20 protein-coding genes are annotated in these 20,988 nt (G+C 74.9%); 6 read left to right on the top strand and 14 right to left on the bottom strand.

The window, feature by feature from the left end:
- Nucleotides 1-13: 13 nt before the first annotated feature.
- The 6 genes from C892_RS0112250 to C892_RS0112225 all read right to left on the bottom strand — a co-directional run bounded on the left by C892_RS0112250 (nt 14) and on the right by C892_RS0112225 (nt 5,518).
- Complete coding sequence (locus tag C892_RS0112250) at nt 14-1,090, bottom strand: BMP family lipoprotein (protein ID WP_026124316.1); 1,077 nt, start codon at nt 1,088-1,090, stop codon at nt 14-16.
- Nucleotides 1,091-1,554: 464 nt separating this feature from the next.
- Entirely contained in the window at nt 1,555-2,304 is a 750-nt protein-coding gene (locus C892_RS0112245; RefSeq protein ID WP_017557442.1) for an alpha/beta fold hydrolase, read from the bottom strand.
- A gap of 135 nt (nt 2,305-2,439) precedes the next feature.
- Complete coding sequence (locus tag C892_RS0112240) at nt 2,440-2,805, bottom strand: biotin/lipoyl-containing protein (protein ID WP_017557441.1); 366 nt, start codon at nt 2,803-2,805, stop codon at nt 2,440-2,442.
- On the bottom strand, nt 2,802-3,782 hold the full coding sequence (locus C892_RS0112235; RefSeq protein ID WP_051060528.1) for an alpha-ketoacid dehydrogenase subunit beta: 981 nt from the start codon (nt 3,780-3,782) through the stop codon (nt 2,802-2,804). The genes C892_RS0112240 and C892_RS0112235 overlap by 4 nt, the downstream gene beginning before the upstream one ends.
- Nucleotides 3,783-3,841: 59 nt before the next feature.
- Nucleotides 3,842-4,879: a thiamine pyrophosphate-dependent dehydrogenase E1 component subunit alpha gene (locus C892_RS0112230; RefSeq protein ID WP_017557439.1), complete on the bottom strand. Its 1,038-nt coding sequence runs from the start codon at nt 4,877-4,879 to the stop codon at nt 3,842-3,844.
- Nucleotides 4,880-5,161: 282 nt separating this feature from the next.
- Complete coding sequence (locus C892_RS0112225; protein WP_017536807.1) at nt 5,162-5,518, bottom strand: hypothetical protein; 357 nt, start codon at nt 5,516-5,518, stop codon at nt 5,162-5,164.
- A 178-nt stretch (nt 5,519-5,696) separates the two neighbouring features.
- Between C892_RS0112225 and C892_RS0112220 the strand changes: the two genes are divergently transcribed.
- The gene (locus C892_RS0112220; protein WP_017536808.1) at nt 5,697-6,290 is read left to right on the top strand and encodes an Lrp/AsnC family transcriptional regulator; all 594 of its coding nucleotides are present in this window, start codon (nt 5,697-5,699) and stop codon (nt 6,288-6,290) included.
- A gap of 88 nt (nt 6,291-6,378) precedes the next feature.
- Here the strand turns inward: C892_RS0112220 and C892_RS0112215 are convergent, their stop codons facing one another.
- From C892_RS0112215 to deoC, 6 genes are all read right to left on the bottom strand, one after another.
- Nucleotides 6,379-8,058 carry a phospho-sugar mutase gene (locus tag C892_RS0112215; protein ID WP_026124315.1) on the bottom strand — a complete coding sequence of 560 codons (1,680 nt, stop codon included), beginning with the start codon at nt 8,056-8,058 and terminating at the stop codon, nt 6,379-6,381.
- 575 nt (nt 8,059-8,633) lie between these two features.
- A complete protein-coding gene (locus C892_RS0112210; protein ID WP_017557437.1) occupies nt 8,634-9,431 on the bottom strand; it encodes a purine-nucleoside phosphorylase in 798 nt (265 codons plus the stop codon).
- A 345-nt stretch (nt 9,432-9,776) separates the two neighbouring features.
- On the bottom strand, nt 9,777-10,376 hold the full coding sequence (locus C892_RS0112205; protein ID WP_017557436.1) for a GNAT family N-acetyltransferase: 600 nt from the start codon (nt 10,374-10,376) through the stop codon (nt 9,777-9,779).
- Between the two features lie 91 nt (nt 10,377-10,467).
- On the bottom strand, nt 10,468-11,352 hold the full coding sequence (locus tag C892_RS0112200) for an aldehyde dehydrogenase family protein (protein WP_026124314.1): 885 nt from the start codon (nt 11,350-11,352) through the stop codon (nt 10,468-10,470).
- On the bottom strand, nt 11,345-12,784 hold the full coding sequence (locus C892_RS0112195; RefSeq protein WP_017557434.1) for an aldehyde dehydrogenase family protein: 1,440 nt from the start codon (nt 12,782-12,784) through the stop codon (nt 11,345-11,347). Before C892_RS0112195 ends, C892_RS0112200 begins: the two co-directional genes overlap by 8 nt.
- Nucleotides 12,785-12,902: 118 nt before the next feature.
- Nucleotides 12,903-13,847 (bottom strand): deoxyribose-phosphate aldolase, encoded by a 945-nt coding sequence (gene deoC, locus C892_RS0112190; protein ID WP_017557433.1) that lies wholly within the window; start codon nt 13,845-13,847, stop codon nt 12,903-12,905.
- Between the two features lie 172 nt (nt 13,848-14,019).
- On the opposite strand from deoC, the gene C892_RS0112185 reads away from it, so the two are divergent.
- The 4 genes from C892_RS0112185 (at nt 14,020) to C892_RS0112170 (ending at nt 17,600) form a co-directional block, all read left to right on the top strand.
- Nucleotides 14,020-14,721, top strand: coding sequence for a hypothetical protein (locus C892_RS0112185; RefSeq protein WP_017536815.1), 702 nt, complete (start codon nt 14,020-14,022; stop codon nt 14,719-14,721).
- Nucleotides 14,722-14,840: 119 nt separating this feature from the next.
- Entirely contained in the window at nt 14,841-15,308 is a 468-nt protein-coding gene (locus C892_RS0112180; protein WP_017536816.1) for a PTS sugar transporter subunit IIA, read from the top strand.
- 197 nt (nt 15,309-15,505) lie between these two features.
- Nucleotides 15,506-15,778: a PTS sugar transporter subunit IIB gene (locus tag C892_RS0112175; RefSeq protein ID WP_017557432.1), complete on the top strand. Its 273-nt coding sequence runs from the start codon at nt 15,506-15,508 to the stop codon at nt 15,776-15,778.
- 292 nt (nt 15,779-16,070) lie between these two features.
- Nucleotides 16,071-17,600, top strand: coding sequence for a PTS ascorbate transporter subunit IIC (locus C892_RS0112170; RefSeq protein WP_017557431.1), 1,530 nt, complete (start codon nt 16,071-16,073; stop codon nt 17,598-17,600).
- Between the two features lie 92 nt (nt 17,601-17,692).
- Here the strand turns inward: C892_RS0112170 and C892_RS0112165 are convergent, their stop codons facing one another.
- Nucleotides 17,693-19,303, bottom strand: coding sequence for an MFS transporter (locus tag C892_RS0112165; RefSeq protein ID WP_017557430.1), 1,611 nt, complete (start codon nt 19,301-19,303; stop codon nt 17,693-17,695).
- A gap of 208 nt (nt 19,304-19,511) precedes the next feature.
- On the opposite strand from C892_RS0112165, the gene C892_RS0112160 reads away from it, so the two are divergent.
- On the top strand, nt 19,512-20,300 hold the full coding sequence (locus C892_RS0112160; RefSeq protein ID WP_017557429.1) for a TetR/AcrR family transcriptional regulator: 789 nt from the start codon (nt 19,512-19,514) through the stop codon (nt 20,298-20,300).
- A 23-nt stretch (nt 20,301-20,323) separates the two neighbouring features.
- Here the strand turns inward: C892_RS0112160 and C892_RS0112155 are convergent, their stop codons facing one another.
- On the bottom strand, nt 20,324-20,977 hold the full coding sequence (locus C892_RS0112155) for a hypothetical protein (RefSeq protein ID WP_017557428.1): 654 nt from the start codon (nt 20,975-20,977) through the stop codon (nt 20,324-20,326).
- Between the last annotated feature and the right edge of the window lie 11 nt (nt 20,978-20,988).

Genomic DNA, 20,988 nt, shown 5'->3' with positions numbered 1-20,988 from the left:
CGTGCGGGTCGGGTCAGGGGGAGGTGGGCACCTCGATCTCCCCGTCGATGATCTGCTGCTTGGCCTCGTCCATCTCCTCGCGGATGGGGGAGATCAGCTCCTCGTTGGAGTCGGAGTAGTCCACACCGCCGTCGGACAGGTCGAAGCGCTGCACCCCGGACTCCACCTCGCCCTCGGCGACCGCGGAGACGAAGTCGAAGACCGCGGTGTCGATGCTCTTCATCGCCGAGGTCACGACCCAGGGCTTCTGCTCGTCGCCGGCGTTCTCGTACTGGTCGCTGTCGACGCCGATGAAGTACTTCTCCTCCTCGGTGGCGGCCTCCAGCACGCCGTTGCCCGAGGCTCCGGCGGCGTGGTAGATCACGTCGGCGCCGGCGTCGTACTGGCTGCGGGCGGCCGACTTGCCGGCCGCCGGGTCCTGGAAGCCGCCCATGTCCGGGGGCTGGCTCAGGTACTGGCGCTCGATTTCGATGCCGTCGTCGACGTGCTCGACCCCGGCGGCGAACCCGGCCTCGAACTTCTGGATCAGCGGGGTCTCCACGCCGCCGACGAACCCGACGTGGTCCTCCTCGGTGGTGTGCGCGGCGGCCACCCCGGCCAGGAAGGAGGCCTCGTTCTCGGCGAAGACGAGGCTGGTGACGTTGTCGAGGTCGTCGATCTCCTCGTCGATGATGGCGAAGTGCACGTCCGGGTAGTCCGGGGCGACCTCGCGCATCGGCTCGGCGTAGGCGAAGCCCACTCCGATCACGACGTCGAAGTCCTGGTCGGCCATCAGGCGCAGCCGGTCGACCTTGGCGCTGTCCGGCTCGTCCTGGCTCGGCTCCAGGTCGTTGACCTCGGCGACGCCCAACTCCTCGTCCACGCGCTGCAGGCCGCGGTAGGCGGAGTCGTTGAAGGACTTGTCGCCCCGGCCGCCGATGTCGTAGGCCAGGCCCACCCGCAGGTCCGAGGCCTGGGTCCCGCCTCCGCCGCCGTCCCCGCCGTCTCCCTCGCCTCCGGGGGAGGCGGGGGCGTCACAGGCGGTCACGGCCAGCGCGAGGGCCCCGGCGGCCACGGCGGTGGCGCACCTGACAGCGATCGTGCGTCTCACAGTTCATCTCCCCTTCGAGCACCGCGCCGGCCCGGTTCACGGGCCGGCCACCGGGCCGCGGCACGGCCGGGTCATGCCGCCGGACGATATCCGTTTAGGGGAATTGCCACCATTAGCCCCGGAAAGGTTGTTACAAAGGCGAGAGGAGAGTGTTGTCGGATTCGACGGAGAACGCCGGACGATGACCCTCCCGTCACAGAAAGGGAAGGCGCGAACACCGGCGATAACGCGCCGAAACAGGTCGAAACAGGAAAGAAAGGCACGCGACGGACATCGCCCTCCGGTAGGGCCCCCTGCCAGCGGACCATCCAACCGACCTGCACGGAGGTCACCGCCTCCGGCCGAGACGGTCAGAGCACCGCACGCACCGACGAGGGCCCGGCCGGAGCCGACCTCCGACCGGCCCCCGACTCCCGCCCTCCCCCCGCGACCGCTCGCGAGCCGCCGCGGAGAGCTCTACGGACTCAGCGCGGCCCGCCCGCGGGCGCCTCCACCGCCAGGAAGTCGCGGACCGCCTCCTTCAGCGCCCGCGCCGACACCGCGTTGGCGTGGTCGCGCTTGGGGATGCGCACCACCTCGGCCCCGCAGCCGGCCGCGAGCTCCTCGACGTCCGCGGCCACCGCGTCGCGCTCCCCCGCGGCGAACAGCATCGGCACGCCCGGCGCCGGTTCGGGGGTGAACGGCCGCGACGCCTGCCCGCGCGCGCAGGCCGCCAGCGCGTCCAGGTCGTTGCCCGGCACCGTGCCCGCGACGCGGTGCATCCGCCCGAAGGGGGAGGAGTCCCGGTCGAGGGCGTGCAAGTCGGCTCCGGCGAACGGGTCGCGCGGGCCGAACCCGGCCAGCACCAGGCGGCGCACCCGGCCGGGGTGGCGCAGCGCCAGCTCCCAGGCGTTGCGCGCGCCCATCGAGTACCCGACGGCGTCGACCCGGTCCGCGCCCAGCGCGTCCAGCAGGCGCACCATGTCGTCGGCGATGCGCTCGGGCGTGTAGGCGCCGTCGTCGCCGGGCTTGCCGCTGCCGCCGTGGCCGCGCAGGTCGGGGGCGATCAGGGCGCGCCCCTCAAGGGCGGCGGGCCACCCGGTGCGCAGCCAGTTCAGCTCGTGGTTCGAGCCGTACCCGTGCAGAAGCAGGACGGGGGGAGCCTCCCCCGGAGCGGCGGGGTCCCCCTCGACCGCGTACCGGAGGGGCACCTCTCCGGACAGGACCTGGTCCATTTCTCACCGTTCCCACGTCGGCGGTGCACCGGTTTCCTCCCGGTGCGCGACTGCGCGGCCCCTGCACGGCCGCCCTTTTTCGGGGAATTATCGACCCCGAACGTATTTTCCGTCCTTTTCGGGACGACCGGCGGATCATTCCTCCGGCGGCCGCAGGCGCACCCGCCGCCGCGGCGCCTCCTCGTCCTGCGGGACCCGGCCCACGATGCCGGCCCGCCCGGCCGCGCCGCCGTCCGCCTCCCCGGCGGGCCCCTCCACGGCGAAGGTGACCAGGGCGGAGCCGACCTGCACCACCTCCCCCTCCTCGGCGTGCAGCCGGACGACGGTCCCGGCGTACGGGGAGGGGATCTCCACCGCCGACTTGGTGGTCTCCAGCTCCACCAGCGGGGCGTTGCGCCCGATCCGGTCGCCGGGGGCGGCCAGCCACTCCAGCACGGTGGCCTCGACCAGGCCCTCGCCCAGGTCGGGCAGGGCGAAGGTGCGCTCGGTGGTGTCGGTCATGGGCGCTTGTACTCCAGGGTCCTCTGCACGGCGGACAGGATGCGGTCGATCGTGGGCAGGTACTGCGGCTCCAGCGGCCCGGCGGGGTAGGGCACGTCGAACCCGGCGACCCGCTCCACCGGGGCGGCCAGCGCGCCGAAGGCGCGCTCGGTGACCAGCGCGGAGACCTCCGCCCCCAGGCCCGCGGTGAGCGGCGCCTCGTGCACCACCACCGCGCGGCGGGTGCGCGCGGCCGAGGCGGCCAGGCCCTCGGCGTCGATGGGCTTGAGCCAGCGCAGGTCCACCACCTCCAGCTCCACGCCGTCCTCGGCGGCGTACTCGGCCGCCTGCAGGCAGCGGTGCACCATCGCCCCCCACGCCACCAGCGTGGCGTGCCGCCCGCGGCGGAGCACGCGGCTGCGGCCCACCGGCATGTCGCCGGGGTCGTGCGCGAGGTCCACCGGGCGCCGGTCCCAGTAGCGGGCCTTGGGCTCCATGTACACGACCGGGTCGTCGCAGCGCACCGACTGCAGCAGCAGCCGGTAGGCGTCCTGCGGGTCACAGGGGGCGCACACCTTCAGGCCGGGGACGTGCGCGAAGAGCGCTTCCAGGCTCTCCCCGTGGTGCTCGGGCGCCTGGATCCCGCCGAAGCTGGGCAGGCGCAGGGTGACCGGCATGGGGACCGCGCCGCGGCTGCGGTAGTTCATCCGGGCCAGCTGGTTGACGATCTGGTCCACGGCCGGGTAGGCGAAGCCGTCGAACTGCAGCTCGGGAATGGGGCGCCACCCGTTCATGGCCAGGCCGACCGCCATGCCGATGATGGCCGACTCGGCCAGCGGGGTGTCGAAGACGCGCTCGGCGCCGAACTCCTCCTGCAGCCCGTCGGTGACCCGGAAGACCCCGCCCAGGGCGCCGACGTCCTCGCCGAAGACCAGGGTGCGGGGGTCCTCCCGCAGAACGGTGCGCAGCGCGGCGTTGACCGCCTGCTGCATCGACATCTCGCGGACCCGGGGGGCGGACGCGTCGGCCGCCCCGGCCGCCTCGGTGATCGTGCCGGTCACGGCCGGACCTCCTCGTGCCAGACGCGCTGCTGCCGGGCGAGCTCCTCGGTGGGCTCGCGGAAGACGTGGGTGAACAGGTCGGCCCCGTCGGGTTCGGGGGCGGTGCTCACGCCGTCGCGCACCGCCTCGGCGCGCTCCCGGGCCTCCTGCTCGGCGCGCTCGAAGAAGGCGGCGTCGCCGCTGCCGTCGGCCTCCATGCGCGCGCGCAGCAGCGTGAGCGGGTCGCGGCCGCGCCAGGCGCGCTCCTCCTCGGCGTCCCGGTAGCGGGAGGTGTCGTCGGAGGTGGAGTGCGGCTCGACCCGGTAGGTGAGCGCCTCGATGAGGCTGGGCCCCTCCCCGGCGCGGGCGCGCTCCAGGGCCCGGGCCATGGCGTGGTGCACGGCGGCCGCGTCGTTGCCGTCGACGGCGGTGCCCGGCATCCCGTACCCCTGGCCGCGGGCGGCCACCGAGCCGCCGGCCACCTGGCGCTCGTTGGGGACCGACAGCGCCCAGCGGTTGTTCTGGCAGAAGAACACCACCGGGGCCCGGTAGACGGCGGCGAAGTTCATCGCCTCGTGCACGTCGCCCTCGGAGCTGGCCCCGTCGCCGAAGTAGGCCACCGCGCAGCCGGACCCGCCGCGCAGCCGCTCGCCGACGGCCCACCCCACGGCGTGCGGCACCGGGCCGCCCACGACCGCGTTGAGGCCGGCGAAGCGGGAGGCCGCCGGGTCGTACAGGCCGCCGTGCCACAGCGCCCGGTGGCTGGCCATGTAGCCGACCATGTCCACGCCCATGGCCAGGGCCACGCCCATCTCCCGGTAGGTGGGGAAGGCGAAGTCGCGCTCGGTGTCGAGCGCCGCGGCCCCGGCGACCTGGGCGGCCTCTTGGCCGCGCAAGGAGACGTAGGCGGGGAAGACGCCCTGGCGCTGCAGGGCGATCGCCTCCTCGTCGATGCGCCGCGCGGTGAGCATCTGCAGGTAGCAGCGCCGCGCGAGGTCGGGGCCGAAGTCCGGGTGCGGCTCCGGCCGTGCGGGCGTGGGGCTCGGCATCGTCATGGGGGCGGCTCCCTCGTCACCGTCGTGACACCGTCTCGGCGTTCCTCGGCCGCGGACGCGGCCGCCCCGACAGGGTCGTTCCGGGACGGGCCGTGACACATCGGGCCGCTCGCCACGATTCTGGACAGAGAATCGACAGTTGCGCTAGATATCGGCGCAAAGTCGATACATCAGAGCACGAATACAGCGCTGATGTCCGTGATCGTCTAACGAGAGACGGCGTGACGGGTCCGAGGGCGGGGGCGCTACGAGACGGCCGGGACCGCGCCGCCCGCGGGGCGCTCACAGGTCCGGGAAGGGGTCCTCCGGCAGGGAGCCCTCGGCGGCCTCGGCGTCGCAGGCGTTGATCACCGAGACGTACTCCTCCTCCACCTCGAAGGTGTGGCCGCCCAGCTCGAAGGCGGGGATCAGGTTGGTCTCCACCGGGCCGATGCGCACGCCGCGCGGGAAGACGTGCCAGATCCGCTTGGGCCGGGTGCGGCTCCAGAACCGGTTGGACACCACGGTGACCGCGGAATCGGTGACCACGAAGAGGAAGAAGACCGTCTCGTTCCACGAGGCCGGGAAGATGTAGCGGATCTCCTCGCCCGCGGGCAGGAAGCCGCGGACGCGTCGGCGCACTTCGGCGGGGACCGGCATGCTTCGTCCTCTCTGGCGGCCGGGCGCGCGGGGACACGCTTCGGGGGCGGCCGCGGACCCATCGTAAACGGGAGCCGTGACCCGCCCCACGCCGTCTCAGCGGGCAAGACGACAATGGACTGAACCGTCTCAGAACTGGTACTTCGTTTCTGAGCACCCGCACCCATGGAGACGCCGCATGGCCCACGGGGACACCCGACCCGGACCAGACGCCCCCGCCGACGCCGCACCCGCGTCCAGCACCGACGGAGGTTCCGACCGCACCCGAAACCCCAGCGCCCAGGAGCGCGGGCGGTCCCGTCCGCGCCGCTCGGCGCGCCTGCCCGACGCCACCGACGAGGTGATCATCTCGGCCCTGGCCGAGGACGCCCGCACCGGCATCACCGAGATCGCGGCGCTGGCCAACGTGTCCCGCGCGACCGCCTACAACCGCATCAAGCGCCTGACCGACGACGGGGTCATCCGCGGCTACTCGGTGATCGCCGACCACGCCCGGATGGGGCTGGGGGTGACCGCCCTGGTCCTGATCTCCGGCAGCCAGCCGGACTGGCGGGCCAACCGGGAGGTGCTCTCCTCCTACCCCGAGGTGGAGTACTGCTGGTACGTGGTGGGCTCGGCCGACATCGTGCTCCTGGTACGGGTGGCCGACACCGACCAGCTGCGGGACCTGATCCTGACCCGGCTGCAGTCGCTGCCGGGGGTGACCGCCACCCAGACCCTCACCGTGATCGACGAGGTGGTGCACCGCCCCGTCGTGCACCCGCTCGACTGACCGGGCGGCCTCCCCTCCCCGAGGGCCGCACGCGCCCCTCCGGCCCGCTCCCGGGGGACGCGCGGCGCACCGCCGCCACGAGCCGCCGTCACATCACCCGGGAGACGGCCTCCTTCAGCTCCTCCAGGCGGCCATCGGCCTCCCGCCGGACGTCGGCGATGCCGCCCACCACCGGGAGCACGACCTCCAGGTAGGCCTTGAGCTTGGGCTCGGTCCCCGAGGGGCGCAGCGTCACCCGCCCGCGCGCGCCGCCGCCCAGGCGGAAGCGCAGGGCGTCCGTCGGCGGCAGTCCCCCCGTCCCCCGGGCGAAGTCCTCCACCCCCTCGACCCCCAGCGGCCCGAAGGCCCGCGGGGGGTGAGCGCGCAGCCGCGCCATGGCTCCGGTGATCCGGTCGGCGTCGTCGGTGCGCAGCGACACCTGGGCCGTGCGGTGCAGGCCGTAGGCCCGCGCCTGGTCGTCCAGCAGGTCCAGCAGCGTCCGCCCGTTGCGCCTGGCCTCGGCCGCCACACCGGCCAGCACCAGCGCGGCGCCGATGCCGTCCTTGTCCAGGACCGGGCGGCCGGCGTCGCCGCCGATGCAGTACCCCAGGGCCTCCTCGTAGCTGAACACGTTCCGGTCGCCGGGACCGCCCGCCCGCACCAGCCATTTGAAGCCGGTGAGCGTCTCGGCGCCGCGCACGCCGTGCGCGGCGGCGATCTTGGGCAGCAGGCCGGCCGAGACGACGGTGGTGGCCACCACCCGGTCGGCGCCTGAGGTCAGGCGGAGCACGTGCTCGGCGAGCAGGCCGCCGACCTCGTCACCGGTGAGGACCCGTCCGCCCGGCCCGGGCACGCCCACGGCCAGCCGGTCAGCGTCGGGATCGTTGGCGATGACGACGTCGGCGCCGACGCGCTCCCCCTCGGCCATGGCCGGGTCCATCACCCCCGGCTCCTCGGGGTTGGGGAAGGGCGCGGTGGGGAAGTCCGGGTCGGGCTCGTCCTGCTCGGCGACGGGGTACGGGGCGGGGAAGCCGGCCTCGGCGAAGGCCGCGCGCAGCACCGCTCCCCCGACGCCGTGCAGCGGCGTGTGGCACACGCGCACGTCGCGGGCGCCGCCGATGGGCAGCTCGGCCAGGGCCGCGGCATAGTCGGAGACGAGGCCCTCGGGGGCGGAGGCGATGCCGGTCCCGCGGGGCAGCTCGTCGGCATGGGGGGCCCGGTCGATGGCGTCGGAGATCTCGGCGTCCGACGGCGCGTTGATCTGCGCCCCCGCCTCGCCGGGGACGGCGCCCCCGGCGGTGCCCTGGTAGACCTTGTAGCCGCTGTCGCGGGCCGGGTTGTGGCTGGCGGTGACCATCACCCCGGCGGCGGCGCGCAGCCGCCGCACGGCGAAGGCCAGTACGGGGGTGGGCAGCGGGCCGGGCAGCAGGACGGGGCGGCACCCGGCCCCGGCGAGCACCTCGGCGGTGGCGCGGGCGAAGTCGGCGGAGCGGTGGCGGGCGTCGTAGCCGACGGGGACGAGGGCGCCGGGGCCGGACCGGCCGGCCCACGCGGCCACCCCGGCGGCCGCCCGCATGGCCACCGCGGTGTTCATCCGGTTGGGGCCGGCCCCGAGCTCACCGCGCAGCCCGGCGGTCCCGAACTCCAGCCGGGCCCCGAACCGGTCGGCGAGGGCGGCGTCGTCCCCGGAGTCCAGCAGCGCCTCCAGCTCGGCGCGCGTGCGGGGGTCCGGATCGTGACACAGCCACACACGGGCACGTTCGCGCAGGTCAACAAGTGTCTCCGCCATGCGAAAGCCTTCCTCGCGAGGGGTGCGCCCCGGTCGCCCGGGCGTCCGACAGCCTACTCGGCACCCCCTCACGGGACCCGGGTTCCGCTCCCCGGCCCGGCACCCCCGTTGATCTCGGGAAAGTCGGGGTAATACTCACCGGTATTACCCCGACTTTCCCGAGATCAACAACGAAGGAGGGGGCGCGCTGCAGCGGTCGCACCGCTCAGAAGAACGCGGCCGAAAGCTCCACCACTCCAGCGGACACCCCCTCCGAGCCGAACGAAGTTCCACCACCACATTGCGGGACGTGACCTGGACCGCGGGAGGCCCGGCGGCCGACCGGCGGTCCCGGGGCGCCGCCCCTCCTCTTCGTCGCCGCTCTCCACCCGGCACCTCAGCGGCGCGCCGCCCGGCGAGCGGCCCGGAGCGGGGTACCTTCCGTGCCGTCGCCGCCCAAGCCCCTCGGAGCCCCGGCGCCCGGCAAGCAGGCTCGGGGAAAGCGCGCCGACAGGCGCCGAGGGCGGCACGGCCTCGCCTCTCTCCCCCTCTGCCCCTCTGCCCGGCTCGACGCCGACCGGCTCAAGCGTGGACGGCTAGAGCTTGGCCAGGACCCCGGCCAGCAGGTCGCCGAGGCCCGCCGCGGCCTCTCGGCCGGTGTCCAGGACCTCCTTATGGTCCAACGGCTCGTCCGACAGGCCTGCGGCGATGTTCGTGACCAGCGAGATCCCGAGCACCGACGCCCCCAGCGCGCGGGCGGCGATCGCTTCCAGGGCGGTGGACATGCCCACCAGGTCCGCCCCGAGGGCGCGCAGCATGCGGATCTCGGCCGGGGTCTCGAAGTGCGGCCCGGGCATGGCCGCGTAGACCCCCTCCGGCAGCGACGGCTCGACCTCGCGGGCCAGCGCGCGCAGGCGCGGGTCGTACAGGGTGGTCAGGTCGACGAACTCCGCGCCGGTCAAGGGCGAGCGGGCCGTAAGGTTGATGTGGTCGGAGATCAGCACCGGACTGCCCACCGCCACGTCGGAGCGCAGGCCCCCGGCCGCGTTGGTGAGCACCACCGTCCGTGCCCCCGCCTGCACCGCCGTGCGCACCGCGTGCGCGACCGCGTCGGTGCCGTGCCCCTCGTACAGGTGGGTGCGCCCCAGGAAGGCGAGCACCTCGCCTCCTCCGCACCGCACCGAGCGCACCGTGCCCGCGTGCCCGGTCACCGCGGGCGGCGGGAAGCCCGGCAGCTCGGTGACGGGGAGCTCGGCCGCGGTCTCCCCCAGCGCGTCGACGGCCTCTCCCCAGCCCGAGCCCAGCACGACGGCGGCGCGGAAGGAATCGGTGCCGGTGCGCTCGCGCAGATCGTCCGCGGCCTCACGTGCTCTGGCGATCGGATCGGTGCTCACGGGTCGCGTACTCCTCACGGTGGTCCGGGTCCTGGCGGCCGTCCGGGCGGACGGGCGGGCACGCGGGTGCCGCTTGCAGCATCCTTCCCCCCACGGCCTCCGTTGGCAACGGTGCCCGCGCATGGCGCCACTGTGTGTCGCGGCGCCCGTTCCCGGGCGGGGGCGCCGCAGGCGCCTACCCCGGGTCCTCGCGGCCGCGGGGCCGCCCGCCATGAGGCGCGTCCTGCCGCTCTCGGCGGAGACGACGGACAGTCGGCGCCGCTCGGCGAGGTGCGGCCGCTGTGCGGCGCAGTGCGGCCAGTGCGGCCAGTGCGGCGCAGTGCGGCGCAGTGCGGCGGGGTCCCTTCAGGCCAGCGGCATCGACAGCACGTGCTGCGGTCCCGCGTCTCCGCCCAGGTAGACGCGGCCCGTGTCGGTGAAGCCGCCCGCCGTGTACGCCCTGTAGGCCGCGGGGTTGGCCGTGTTCACCGTCAGCAGCAGCTCATCGGCCTCCGGGGCGACCTCGCGGGCCGCCCGGGGCAGCAGTCGGCAGGACCGGCGCCCCACACCCTCGCCCTGCCACCGGACCGCGATGAGGAACGAGCGCAGCATCAGCGCCCGCTCCGGCGCAGAGGTGATGCTCGCCCCGTCGCCGGGGACGATGCCCGTCCCCGCGGGCACCGACCGGTCGAGGATGCCGAACCCCGCCGTCTCCCCGTCGACCAGCACCGCGAACGGCACCTGTCCGGGGTCGGCGTCGGCCTTGGGCAGGGTGGCCACCGGCGGGTCGACGAACCTGCCCTGGCCCGGGGCCAGGCGCAGCCCCAGGGCGTCGGCGCGGGCCCGGGCCGCACGCGCGTCCTGCGGCTCCCGCGCTCCGTGCGCGCCCTCGCCCTCCCCTGGCGCCGGCCCGTCGAGCCGCAGCAGCTCCACGGACACCGGCGGTCCGGCCGGAGCGCCGTCCATCGCGTCCCCTCCCGGTCTGCTCGACGTCGGCGGCCCTGCACGCGCGGGGCCGCCCGCGGCGGGCCCGGATGACTCGGATGGCCCCGTCGGCTCAGATGCCGACCGGGTGCCACACGGTCTTGGTCTCCAGGAACGGCCGGATCCGGCTCAGCCCCGGGTCGGCCGACCACACGACGGCCGGGTCCGGCCGCAGCACCCGCTTGAGGGTCTGCGCCGCGGCCTCCTCCAGGTCGGCGGCGAGCTCCCCCGCCCCGGCCAGGTCGAGGGCGTTGACGTCGGCGTGCGCGGCCAGCGGCGGGGCGAGCTCGGCGGTGCGGCCAGTGAGCACGTTGGCCACCCCGCCGGGCAGGTCCGAGGTGGCGAACACCTCGGCCAGCGCCACCGCCGGCAGCGGAGCGCTCTCCGATGCCGCCAGCACCGCCGTGTTCCCCATGGCGACCACCGGCGCCAGCACCGACACCAGCCCCAGCAGCGGCGCGTCCTGCGGGGCGAGCACCGCCACCACCCCGGTCGGCTCGGGCGCCGAACGGTTGTCGAACGGCCCCGACACCGGGTTGGTCCCGCCGAGCACCTGGGCGGCCTTGTCGGTCCACCCGGCGTAGTAGACCCACCGGTCGATCGCGGCCGACACCTCCTGCTCGGCCTCGGCGCGCTCCGCCCCGGTGGCCGCCGCCAGCTCGGCGGCGAACTGGGCCCGGCGGCCCTCCATCATCTCCGCGACCCGGTAGAGGACCTGCCCCCGGTTGTAGGCGGTGCGCCCCGCCCACCCCGGGAAGGCCTTGCGGGCCGCGGCCACCGCGTCCCGGGCGTCCTTGCGCGAGGCCATGCCCGCGTTGGCCAGGTGCTCTCCGTCCGCCGACGCCACGGGGTAGGACCTCCCCGACTCCGATCGCGGGAACGCCCCGCCGATGTACAGCTTGTGGGTCTTGCGCACGGCGACGCGCGGCCACGCCCCGTCGTACCGCTCCTCAGACAAGGTAGGCCTCCAGTCCGTGGCGCCCGCCCTCCCGGCCGTAGCCGGACTCCTTGTACCCGCCGAACGGGCTGGCCGGGTCGAACTTGTTGAAGGTGTTGGACCAGACCACCCCGGCGCGCAGCCGCTCGGCGGTCCACAGCATCCGCGACCCCTTCTCGGTCCACACCCCGGCGGAGAGCCCGTAGGGGGTGTTGTTGGCCTTGGCCACCGCCTCCTCCGGCGTGCGGAAGGTCAGCACGCTCAGCACCGGCCCGAAGACCTCCTCGCGGGCGACCCGGTGGGCCTGGGTGACGCCGGTGAAGACCGTGGGCGGGAACCAGTGGCCGCGCTCGGGCAGCGGGCACGGCGGCGACCAGGCGTGGGCGCCCTCGGCCCGGCCGGTCTCGGCCAGGTCCCGGATCCGCTCCAGCTGCGCCGCGGAGTTGACCGCGCCGATGTCGGTGTTCTTGTCCAGCGGGTCGCCCAGGCGCAGCAGCGCCATGCGGGCCCGCAGCCGCTCCAGGAGCTCCTCGGCGACCGATTCCTGCACCAGCAGCCGCGACCCGGCGCAGCACACGTGGCCCTGGTTGAAGAAGACCCCGTTGACCACGCCCTCCACGGCCTGGTCCAGGGCGGCGTCGTCGTAGACGATGTTGGCGCCCTTGCCGCCCAGCTCCAGGGTGAGCCGCTTGCCGCTCCCGGCCAGCGCCCGGGCGATGCCGCGGCCCACCTCGGTGGAGCCGGTGAAGGCGACCTTGTCGGCCCCGGGGTGCTCCACCAGCGTCCGTCCGGTCCCGCCGTCGCCGGTGACGATGTTGACCACCCCGGGCGGCAGGCCGGCCTCCTGGCAGACCTCGGCGAACAGCAGCGCGGTCAGCGGGGTGGTCTCGGCCGGCTTGAGCACGACGGTGTTGCCGGCCGCGAGCGCGGGGGCGATCTTCCAGGCGAGCATGAGCAGCGGGAAGTTCCACGGCACCACCTGGGCGCACACGCCCACCGGCCGCGGGTCGGGGCCCATGCCGGCGTAGGCGAGCTTGTCGGCCCACCCGGCGTGGTAGAAGAAGTGCGCGGCGGCCGTGGGCACGTCGAAGTCGCGCGTCTCCTTGACCGGCTTGCCGTTGTCCAGGGTCTCCAGCACCGCGATCTCGCGGGAGCGCTCCTGGAGGATGCGGGCGATGCGGAAGAGGTACTTGCCGCGCTCGGCCCCGGGCAGCTCCCGCCACACGGCGTCGAAGGCGCGGCGGGCGGCCGCCACCGCCCGGTCCACGTCGGCCTCCCCGCACAGGGCCACCTGCGCCAGCGGCTCCTCGTCGGCGGGGTTGGCGGTGGTGAGGTGCTCACCGGTCTCGGCCGGCACGAACTCCCCGTCGATGAACGGGTCGTAGGCCTCGCGCAGCCGCACCACCGAGCGCGACTCGGGGGCGGGCGCATACTCCAGGGGCTGTCCGTCCAACCGCGAACCCTTCCTCTCGGCCCTGGCCCTGTTCTGGTCCTGGGCCGGCTCCGCCGCGCCGTCCCCGGCGCGGCCGCCGTCCGTGTCCGTACCGCTCGTCCCGCTCATCGGTGCCCCGTCAGTCGATGGTGAAGTAGTCGGGCCCGGCGTAGGCGCCGGTGCGCAGCTTGGAGCGCTGCATCAGCAGGTCGTTGAGGAGGCTGGAGGCGCCGATGCGGAACAGTGCCGGGTCGAGCCAGCGCGGCCCGGCCACCTCCTGCACCATCACCAGGTTGCGCACGGCGTCCTTGGCGGTGCGGATGCCGCCGGCCGGTTTGACGCCCACCGTCCTGCCGGTGGCCGCCCGGTGGTCGCGCACCGCCTCCAGCATCACCAGCACCACCGGGGGCGTGGCGGCGGGGGCCACCTTGCCGGTGGAGGTCTTGATGAAGTCGGCGCCGGCCCCCATCGCCAGCCAGGAGGCGCGCCGCACGTTGTCCAGGGTGGCGAGTTCGCCCGTCTCCAGGATCACCTTGAGGTGGGCGCCGCCGCAGGCCTGCTTGACCGCGGTGATCTCCTCGTGGACCTTGCGGTAGTCGCCGGAGAGGAAGGCGCCGCGGTCGATGACCATGTCGATCTCGGTGGCGCCGTCGGCCACCGCCCGCCGGGTGTCGGCCAGCTTGGCCTCCAGCGGGGCGCGGCCGGAGGGGAAGGCGGTGGCGACCGAGGCCACCCCCACCCCGCTGCCGCGCAGCGCCTCGACGGCGACGCCCACCAGGTCGGAGTAGACGCACACGGCGGCCGCCGACGGGGCGGAGGGGTCGTCGGGGTCGGGGCGGCGCGCCTTGGCGGCCAGCGCGCGCACCTTGCCGGGGGTGTCGGCGCCCTCCAGGGTGGTCAGGTCGACCATGCGCACGGCCAGGTCGAGGGCGGCGGCCTTGGCGGTGGTCTTGACGGAGCGGGTGGCCAGGCCGGCGGCCCGCTCGCGGGCGCCGACCTCGTCCACGCCGGGCAGCCCGTGCAGGAACTCGCGCAGGGCCCGGTTGGTCGGGGCCTGCTCGGCGGCACTGGCGGTCTGGGGCACGGTCCACCTCGTGAGCGGTCGTCGTGGTCGGCCGGACGTCGCCCGGCCCTCGCCTGGGGCCACCCTAACGCGCGGGCGCGGCGGCCCCGCTCGCGCCCGGCCCGGCGCCCCGTACCCTGGACGGGCGGCACGGACGCCGGCACCGGGCCGGCACCCGCACCCGGAGGGGGACATGGCCGAGTTCCGGATCGTCTCGCAGGACGGCTTCGACCTGAAGCGGCTCGCGGCGGCGCTCGCCGAGTCCCAGGGCTGGCCGCGCGAGCGCATCGGCATCTGGGAGAACCGGCGCGAGGGCGAAGTGGTCGTCACCGTCGACGACGACCTGCTGGCCCCCTCCACCGGCCCCGACCCGCTCACCCTGCCCATGCACACCCCGCGGGACGTGCACCGGGCCTGCGAGCTGATCCGCCGCCGCGACGGCTCGCTGCGCGGGGTGGACTTCGCCGACCTGCGCCGCCAGGCGGCGCGCTTCTTCTCCGCCGGCTGGTCGGTGGCCGACCTGCTGCACGCGCTCAGCCACCGGCCCGACGGCGCCCCCTGGCCGCGCGGCGAGGGCTACCAGGGCCCGGAGTGGCTGCACCACCGGCTCAAGCACTGGACCACGCCCAGCGGCGACATCCGGCCCTCGGTCTCCCAGGAGACGGTGCAGATGCGCATCGTGGGCCGGGCCGGGCTGCCCGACGACATCGGGATGCCGCCCGAGGGCGGCGAGGAGGAGGCGCGCACCGGCCGTGCCGCGCCCGACCGGGTGCGCGCCGCCGCCGACGACGCCCGCCGCCTGCTCCGCGCCGCGACCCGGACCACCAGCGACGGCCTGTCCCACCGGGACCGCACCGCGTCCCGGATCAACCGGTCACACGACGCAGAAGACTAGCTTCGGGACAGGACACCCCACCGGGTGATGCGTTACATTCCTCCGGTAGCGCCGTAACGTAGGACACGGTCCGCACCGCGGACCCGATCCGCTCTCGCGTCCCGCCGCCGGGAGGGCCCATGGCCGACACGTCCCTGTCCACCCTGCTGCCCGTCGAGGCGATCGTGACCGGGATCGCGGCCGAGGACTGGCGCGCGGCGATCCGGGCCGCCGGCGAGCTCCTCGTGGCCGGAGGCGCGGTGACCGCGGACTACACCGAGCAGATGCAGGCGGCGGTGGAGGAGTACGGCCCCTACATCGTCATCGCTCCGGGCCTGGCCCTGGCGCACGCCCGTCCCGGCGAGGCGGTGCTGCGCACCGGCATGTCCTGGGCCCACCTCGCCCGCCCGGTGCCCTTCGGCCACCCGCAGAACGACCCCGTGGAGCTGGTCATCGGGCTGGCCGCGGTCGACCACGACGGCCACTCGGGCGCGCTCTCCCGCCTCGCGCGGATGCTGGGCGACACCGAGCGGCTGCGCGCGCTGATGAGGATCCGCGAGCCGAGCGCCGTCCACGAGGCGATCACCGAGTACGAGGGGGGCGAATAGGTGGCCGCTCCCCCGCCAGGAGCAGGCGGACGCCTCCCCCGCGGGCCGGGTCCTCCGCCCCGACGGCGATCCGGGCTCGGGTGCGCGGATCCGGAACGGCCGCCGGCGGCTCCCCGTACCCGCTCCTGCTCCGCTGGGCTCCGCCCCCTCCCCTCCTTCCCCGGCACGACGGCCGGGGCCTCGTCGAAAGGACGCACGTGAAGATCCTCGCCGTGTGCGGCATGGGCATCGGCACCAGTGTGCTGCTCAAGGCCAATGCAGAGAAGGCCGCTCAGGACCTGGGGCTGGACGCCGAGGTGGAGGTCGCCGACATCGGCACCGCCCGGGGCGCGTCCGCCACCGCCGACCTGGTGCTCACCTCCGGCGAGCTCGCCGACGAGCTCGGCGATGTGGGCGTCCCGGTCACGGTGATCACCAACTTCGTGGACGCCGAGGAGATCCGCCGCGCCATCGCCGAGGCCGTCGGCTGAGCGCCGGGGCGGAGCCCCCGCCGCGGCGGCGCACCGCCCCTGTCCCTCCTCTGTCGCGCAACGGGAGCCGCGCGGCCGCCCCGTCGAGCGGCCCGGCGCGGTGAAGCCCTCACCCCCGTCCGCCCGCTCCCCTGCGGCGGCGGCAGGGCACAGGGGCGCCCCACGGAGCAGGCGAAGAACCCGATGGCGCGCCCGGTGGTGCGGGGCCCGGCCCCGGAGACCGGCACCGTAAGGCCGCCACCGGCGTGCAGGAGACCGACCGAGCACCCGAACGGACAGGCGGGAGCCCTCCATGGACGCGATCCTCGCGATCGCCCGGTTCGTCGTCAACGAGATCCTCAGCGTTCCGGCCTACATGGTCGGCCTGATCACCGCGGTCGGGCTGATCGCGCTGCGCCGGTCGACCGGGCAGGTGGTCGGCGGCGGCCTCAAGGCCGTGCTGGGCTTCCTGCTCATCGGGGCCGGGGCGGGCCTGGTCACCGCCGCCCTGGACCCCTTGGGCACGATGATCCAGGGTGCCACCGGCGCCCAGGGCGTGGTGCCGACCAACGAGGCGATCGTGGCCATCGCCCAGGAGGAGTTCGGCGCCCAGGTGGCCTGGACCATGATCGCCGGGTTCGTGCTGAGCCTGGTCCTGGCCCGCTTCACCCCGCTGCGGTACGTCTTCCTGACCGGCCACCACACCCTGTTCATGGCCACGCTGCTGACCATGGTGCTGGCCGCCACCGGCCTCCCCTCGGCGGGCTCGGTGCTGCTGGGCTCGGTGCTGCTGGCGGTGGTGATGGTGGCGCTGCCCGCGCTGGCCCAGCCGTGGACGCGCGCGGTGGGCGGCGACGGCAGGATCGCCATCGGCCACTTCGGCACCCTGGGCTATGTCGCCGCGGGCGCCACCGGCCAGCTGGTGGGCCGCGGCAGCCGCAGCACCGAGGACATGAAGCTGCCCGAGGGGCTGCGCTTCCTGCGCGACTCGATGGTGGCCACCGCGCTGTCCATGGTCCTCGTCTACGTGGCGGTGGCCCTGCTGTACTGGGCCCGGCAGGGCACCGCCGCGGCGCTGGAGATGTTCCCGCCGGCCGAGGGCGTGGAGCCCACCGTCGGGCACTTCGTGATGGCGGCGGTGATGCAGGGCCTGCAGTTCGGCATCGGCGTGGCGGTGATCCTCTACGGCGTGCGCACCATCCTGGGCGAGCTGGTCCCGGCCTTCCAGGGGATCGCCGAGCGCATCGTGCCCGGCGCGGTGCCCGCCCTGGACGCACCCATCGTCTTCCCCTTCGCCCAGAACGCGGTCCTGGTGGGGTTCCTGTCCAGCTTCGCGGGAGGGCTGGCCACACTGGCCGTGATGGCCTGGGCCGTCGCCCCGGCGTTCGGCCTGGCGCTGATCCTGCCCGGCCTGGTGCCGCACTTCTTCACCGGCGGCGCCGCCGGGGTCTACGGCAACGCGACCGGCGGGCGGCGGGGCGCGGTGTTCGGGGCCTTCGCCAACGGGGTGGTCATCACCGTGCTCCCGGCGCTGCTGCTGGGGGTGCTGGGCGCGTTCGGGGAGGCCAACACGACCTTCGGGGACGCCGACTTCGGCTGGTTCGGCATCGCGGTCGGGTACGGCTTCCGCGCCGGCGACGCCGCCGGGGTCGTCCTGGCGCTGCTGGTGGCCGCGGTGCTGTTCGGCGCGGCGGTACTGGTGCAGCGCAAGGCGGTACTCGGCGGCTGGGACCCGGCCGCCCGGCACAAGGCGGAGCTGGAGCGCCGCGGCCGGGAGGACGGAAAGGGCCGCGGGACGAGCGGCGGCGCCGGGGGCGGCGCCGGGGGCGGCGCGGCCGCGTAGCACCGACGACGGGGGCGGCCCGACGGGCCGCCCCCTTCCTCATCCCCCGGCCGGTCCCGCAGGACCGGCTCTCAGGCACCGACCGGCGCTCCTCACAGGTGGACGGCGGGCTCGGCCGAGCCCGGCTCCGCGCCCTCCTCCTTCGCGGCGGGCTTCATGAACAGCGACAGCACAGCCGCCCCGGCCATGACCGCCGCCGCGACACTGAACGCGAGGAACATGCCGTCCATGAACGCCAGGTGGCTCGCCCGGGTGACGGCCTCGGCCGCCGCCTCGGTGGCCCCCTCCGGTACCACTGCGCTCCCCTGGGCGACCGCGCTCTGCAGTTCGACGAGCGCGGAACCGCCCGGCAGCTCCTGGCCTGCGTCGGCGAAGTGCTGGGGCAGGGTGGCGGCCACGCGCACCGACAGCAGCGCGCCGAGAACCGCCGTGCCCAGCGATCCGCCGAGCTGCATGGCGGCCTGCTGCATGCCCGAGGCCACCCCCGCCAGGGAGACCGGCGCGCTGGTGAGGATCGCGGCGGTGGCGCCGGTCATCACCAGGCTCAGCCCCACACCCAGCAGCACGAAGCCCACCGAGGTGTAGACCACGCCGCTGTCGGGGGTGAGCCGGGAGAGCATGAACAGCGCGACGGAGGCGCTGACCAGCCCGCCGACGGTGGGGATGCGGGTGCCGACGGTGTCGATGAGGCGCCCGGCCGGGGTGGCGCAGACCGCCATCATCGCGGTCAGCGGCAGCAGCTGCAGCCCCGCCTGCAGCGGCGAGAGCCCGAGGACGCCCTGCAGGTAGAAGGTGATGAAGAACAGCGACCCCATCAGCCCCAGGGCCATGAGCACCATCAGCACCACGCCGATGGAGATGGGCGCGGAGCGGAAGATGCTCAGGGGCAGCAGCGGCGCCTCGGTGCGGCCCTCCCACAGCACGAAGGCCGCGCCGAAGACCAGGGCGACCCCGAGCACGACCAGTGTCTCGGTGTGGGCCCACCCCTTGACGGGGGCCTCCACCAATGCCCAGACCAGGGCGAAGATGGACACGCTCAGCAGGGCGATGCCGGCCAGGTCCATGCGCGAGGAGGTGTCGGTGGGCCGGTTGGGCCCCAGCAGCCACAGGCCCAGGCCCAGGGCGGCCAGTCCCACCGGGATGTTGATGAGGAAGGCGGCGTGCCAGCTGAACGCCGAGACCAGGATGCCGCCGACGATGGGGCCGGCGGCGGTCGCGCCGCCCAGGAGGCTGCCGAACACCCCGAAGGCCCGGCCCAGCTTCTCCGGCGGGAAGCTGGAGCGCAGCAGCCCCATGGCGGCGGGGGCGATGGTCGCGCCGAACACCCCCTGCAGGATGCGGAAGGCCACCAGCGGGACCACCGCCGAGGACAGCGCGATCGCCACCGAGGTCAGCGTGAAGCCCACCACCCCGATGAGGAAGACGCGGCGGTGGCCGTAGCGGTCGCCGAGCTTGCCCGCCGTGATCAGGAAGACCGCCAGCCCGAGCAGGTAGCCGTGGGTGACCCACTGCAGTTCGGCGAGCGAGGCGCCCAGGTCGGCGCCGATCGCCGGGTTGGCCACGGCCACGATGGTGCCGTCCAGGGCCACCATCATCACGCCGAAGGCGATGGCCACCAGCACGCCCCATGGGCTGCCGCGCAGGCCGCGCCGCTGCTCCGGCGGCGATTCCGGCGGCGCCTCCGGCGGTGCCGTCCCCGTCATGGGTCCCCCGTTCCTCCGCGGGCCCTCCCGCGGCTCACTCGCATCCGTCGCGACCCGGCAACACTATTGGCAGTCGCTGACAGATGACAATCACTGACGAATTTTGCGTCCGGCGGTATCCTCGGTCCGACCGAGCCGCGAAAGCGGAGGTGAGAGACCGCCCCCGCGCCCGACCCCGGGCAGGGCGGCCTCCGGACCGGAGGAGTACGTGACGGGAATCACCGCCGGAGTCGGCGCGCCGGGCCGCCCGGCCGGCCTGCGCGAGCGCAAGAAGGCCCGGACCCGCGAGGCCCTGGTGGCGGCCGCGCTCGACCTGTTCGCCGAGCGCGGGTTCGAGGCGACGACCACCGAGGAGATCGCCGCCGGGGCCGACGTCTCCCAGCGGACGCTGTTCCGCTACTTCCCGTCGAAGTACGACATCGTCCTATCGGTCTATGAGGACATCGAAGAGGTCTTCCTCCGCAAGGTGGGCGAACGCCCGCTGAACGAGCACCCGCTGACCGCCATGGCGAGGGCGGTCGAGGACACCCGCACCGAACTGGGCCCGGCCATGATGACCGGGCACCTGCGGCTGCTGCCGCTGCTCAACGAGTCGCCCCGGCTGCTGGCGGCCCGCTTCGACTCCGGGAACCGGCACATGGCGCACCTGGAGGCCGTCGTCGCCGAGCGCTGCGGCACCGACCCGGCCACCGACCTGCGCCCGCGCCTGCTGACGTCGGTCTTCGGGTGCGTGATGAAGACGGCGGTCACCCAGGTCTCCACGGCGTGCGGCCCCGACGCCGACGAGTTCTACGCCATGTTCGACCGGGCCCTGACGGCGTTGGTCCCCACGCTCACCGAACCGTGGCACCTCCCGTGCGGGGAGGAGGCGCACGGTGCCGGCGGCGCGGGCGGCACGGCGGGGGCGGATTCGTCTTCCTCGGACACGGCGGACCATGCTGCCACCCCGCCCGAACCGGGCGCCAAAGGTTTTCGACCTGCGGAGACGGGAAGGTGACCACCCGGCCGCCCGGTGGCCGCTCACCGGCCGGAACCGGCCGGGCGCTCCGCCGAACGGGACCGGGTGCGGGCCCACACCGCCACGGCGAGGGCCGCGACCGGCAGCACCGCGGCCGCGGCGGCTCCGACCGGCACCGTCCCCCACCGCTCCACCGCCTCCTCCGCCAGCCTGCGGCTCCGCGCCTGCGGATCGGCCAGCACCACCGCGGTGAACGCCCCCGCGACCAGCACCACCACCCCGGTCAGCAGGGATCCGCGCCGCCGCCCCGGCTCGGTCCGGCGCCGCAGCACCCGCCCCGCCTTCAGGATCCGGGAGGCCCGCAGCACCTGCAGGGACACCGCCACGCGCACCAGCCGCAGCAGCTGGAGGGGGCCGACCGCCAGCACCACCGCGGGCACCGCGACCGCCGCCACCGCGGTGGCCCAGCGGTGCTCGCGCAGCCACGCCCGCTTGCCGTCGGCCATGAGCAGCAGCAGCGCCCACTCGGCCCACAGCACCGCTCCGGCCGCGGTGTTGGCCCACCGGCCCGCAGCGGCGACCGCGCCGGCGCCCCACACCTCGCAGAAGACGGCGAGCACCGAGGCCAGGGCGGCGGCCACCACCACGGGCGCCATGCGCTCCTCGATCCGGCGGGCCCGGAGGTTCTCCTCCCCCTGCCCGTCCCGGCCGCCCATGCGCGCGAGGT

It is taken from the genome of Nocardiopsis baichengensis YIM 90130 (assembly GCF_000341205.1).
Classification (GTDB): domain Bacteria; phylum Actinomycetota; class Actinomycetes; order Streptosporangiales; family Streptosporangiaceae; genus Nocardiopsis_A; species Nocardiopsis_A halophila.
The sequence above is the reverse complement of the archived record's forward strand: the minus strand, read 5'-3'. Positions and strand labels throughout refer to the sequence as shown.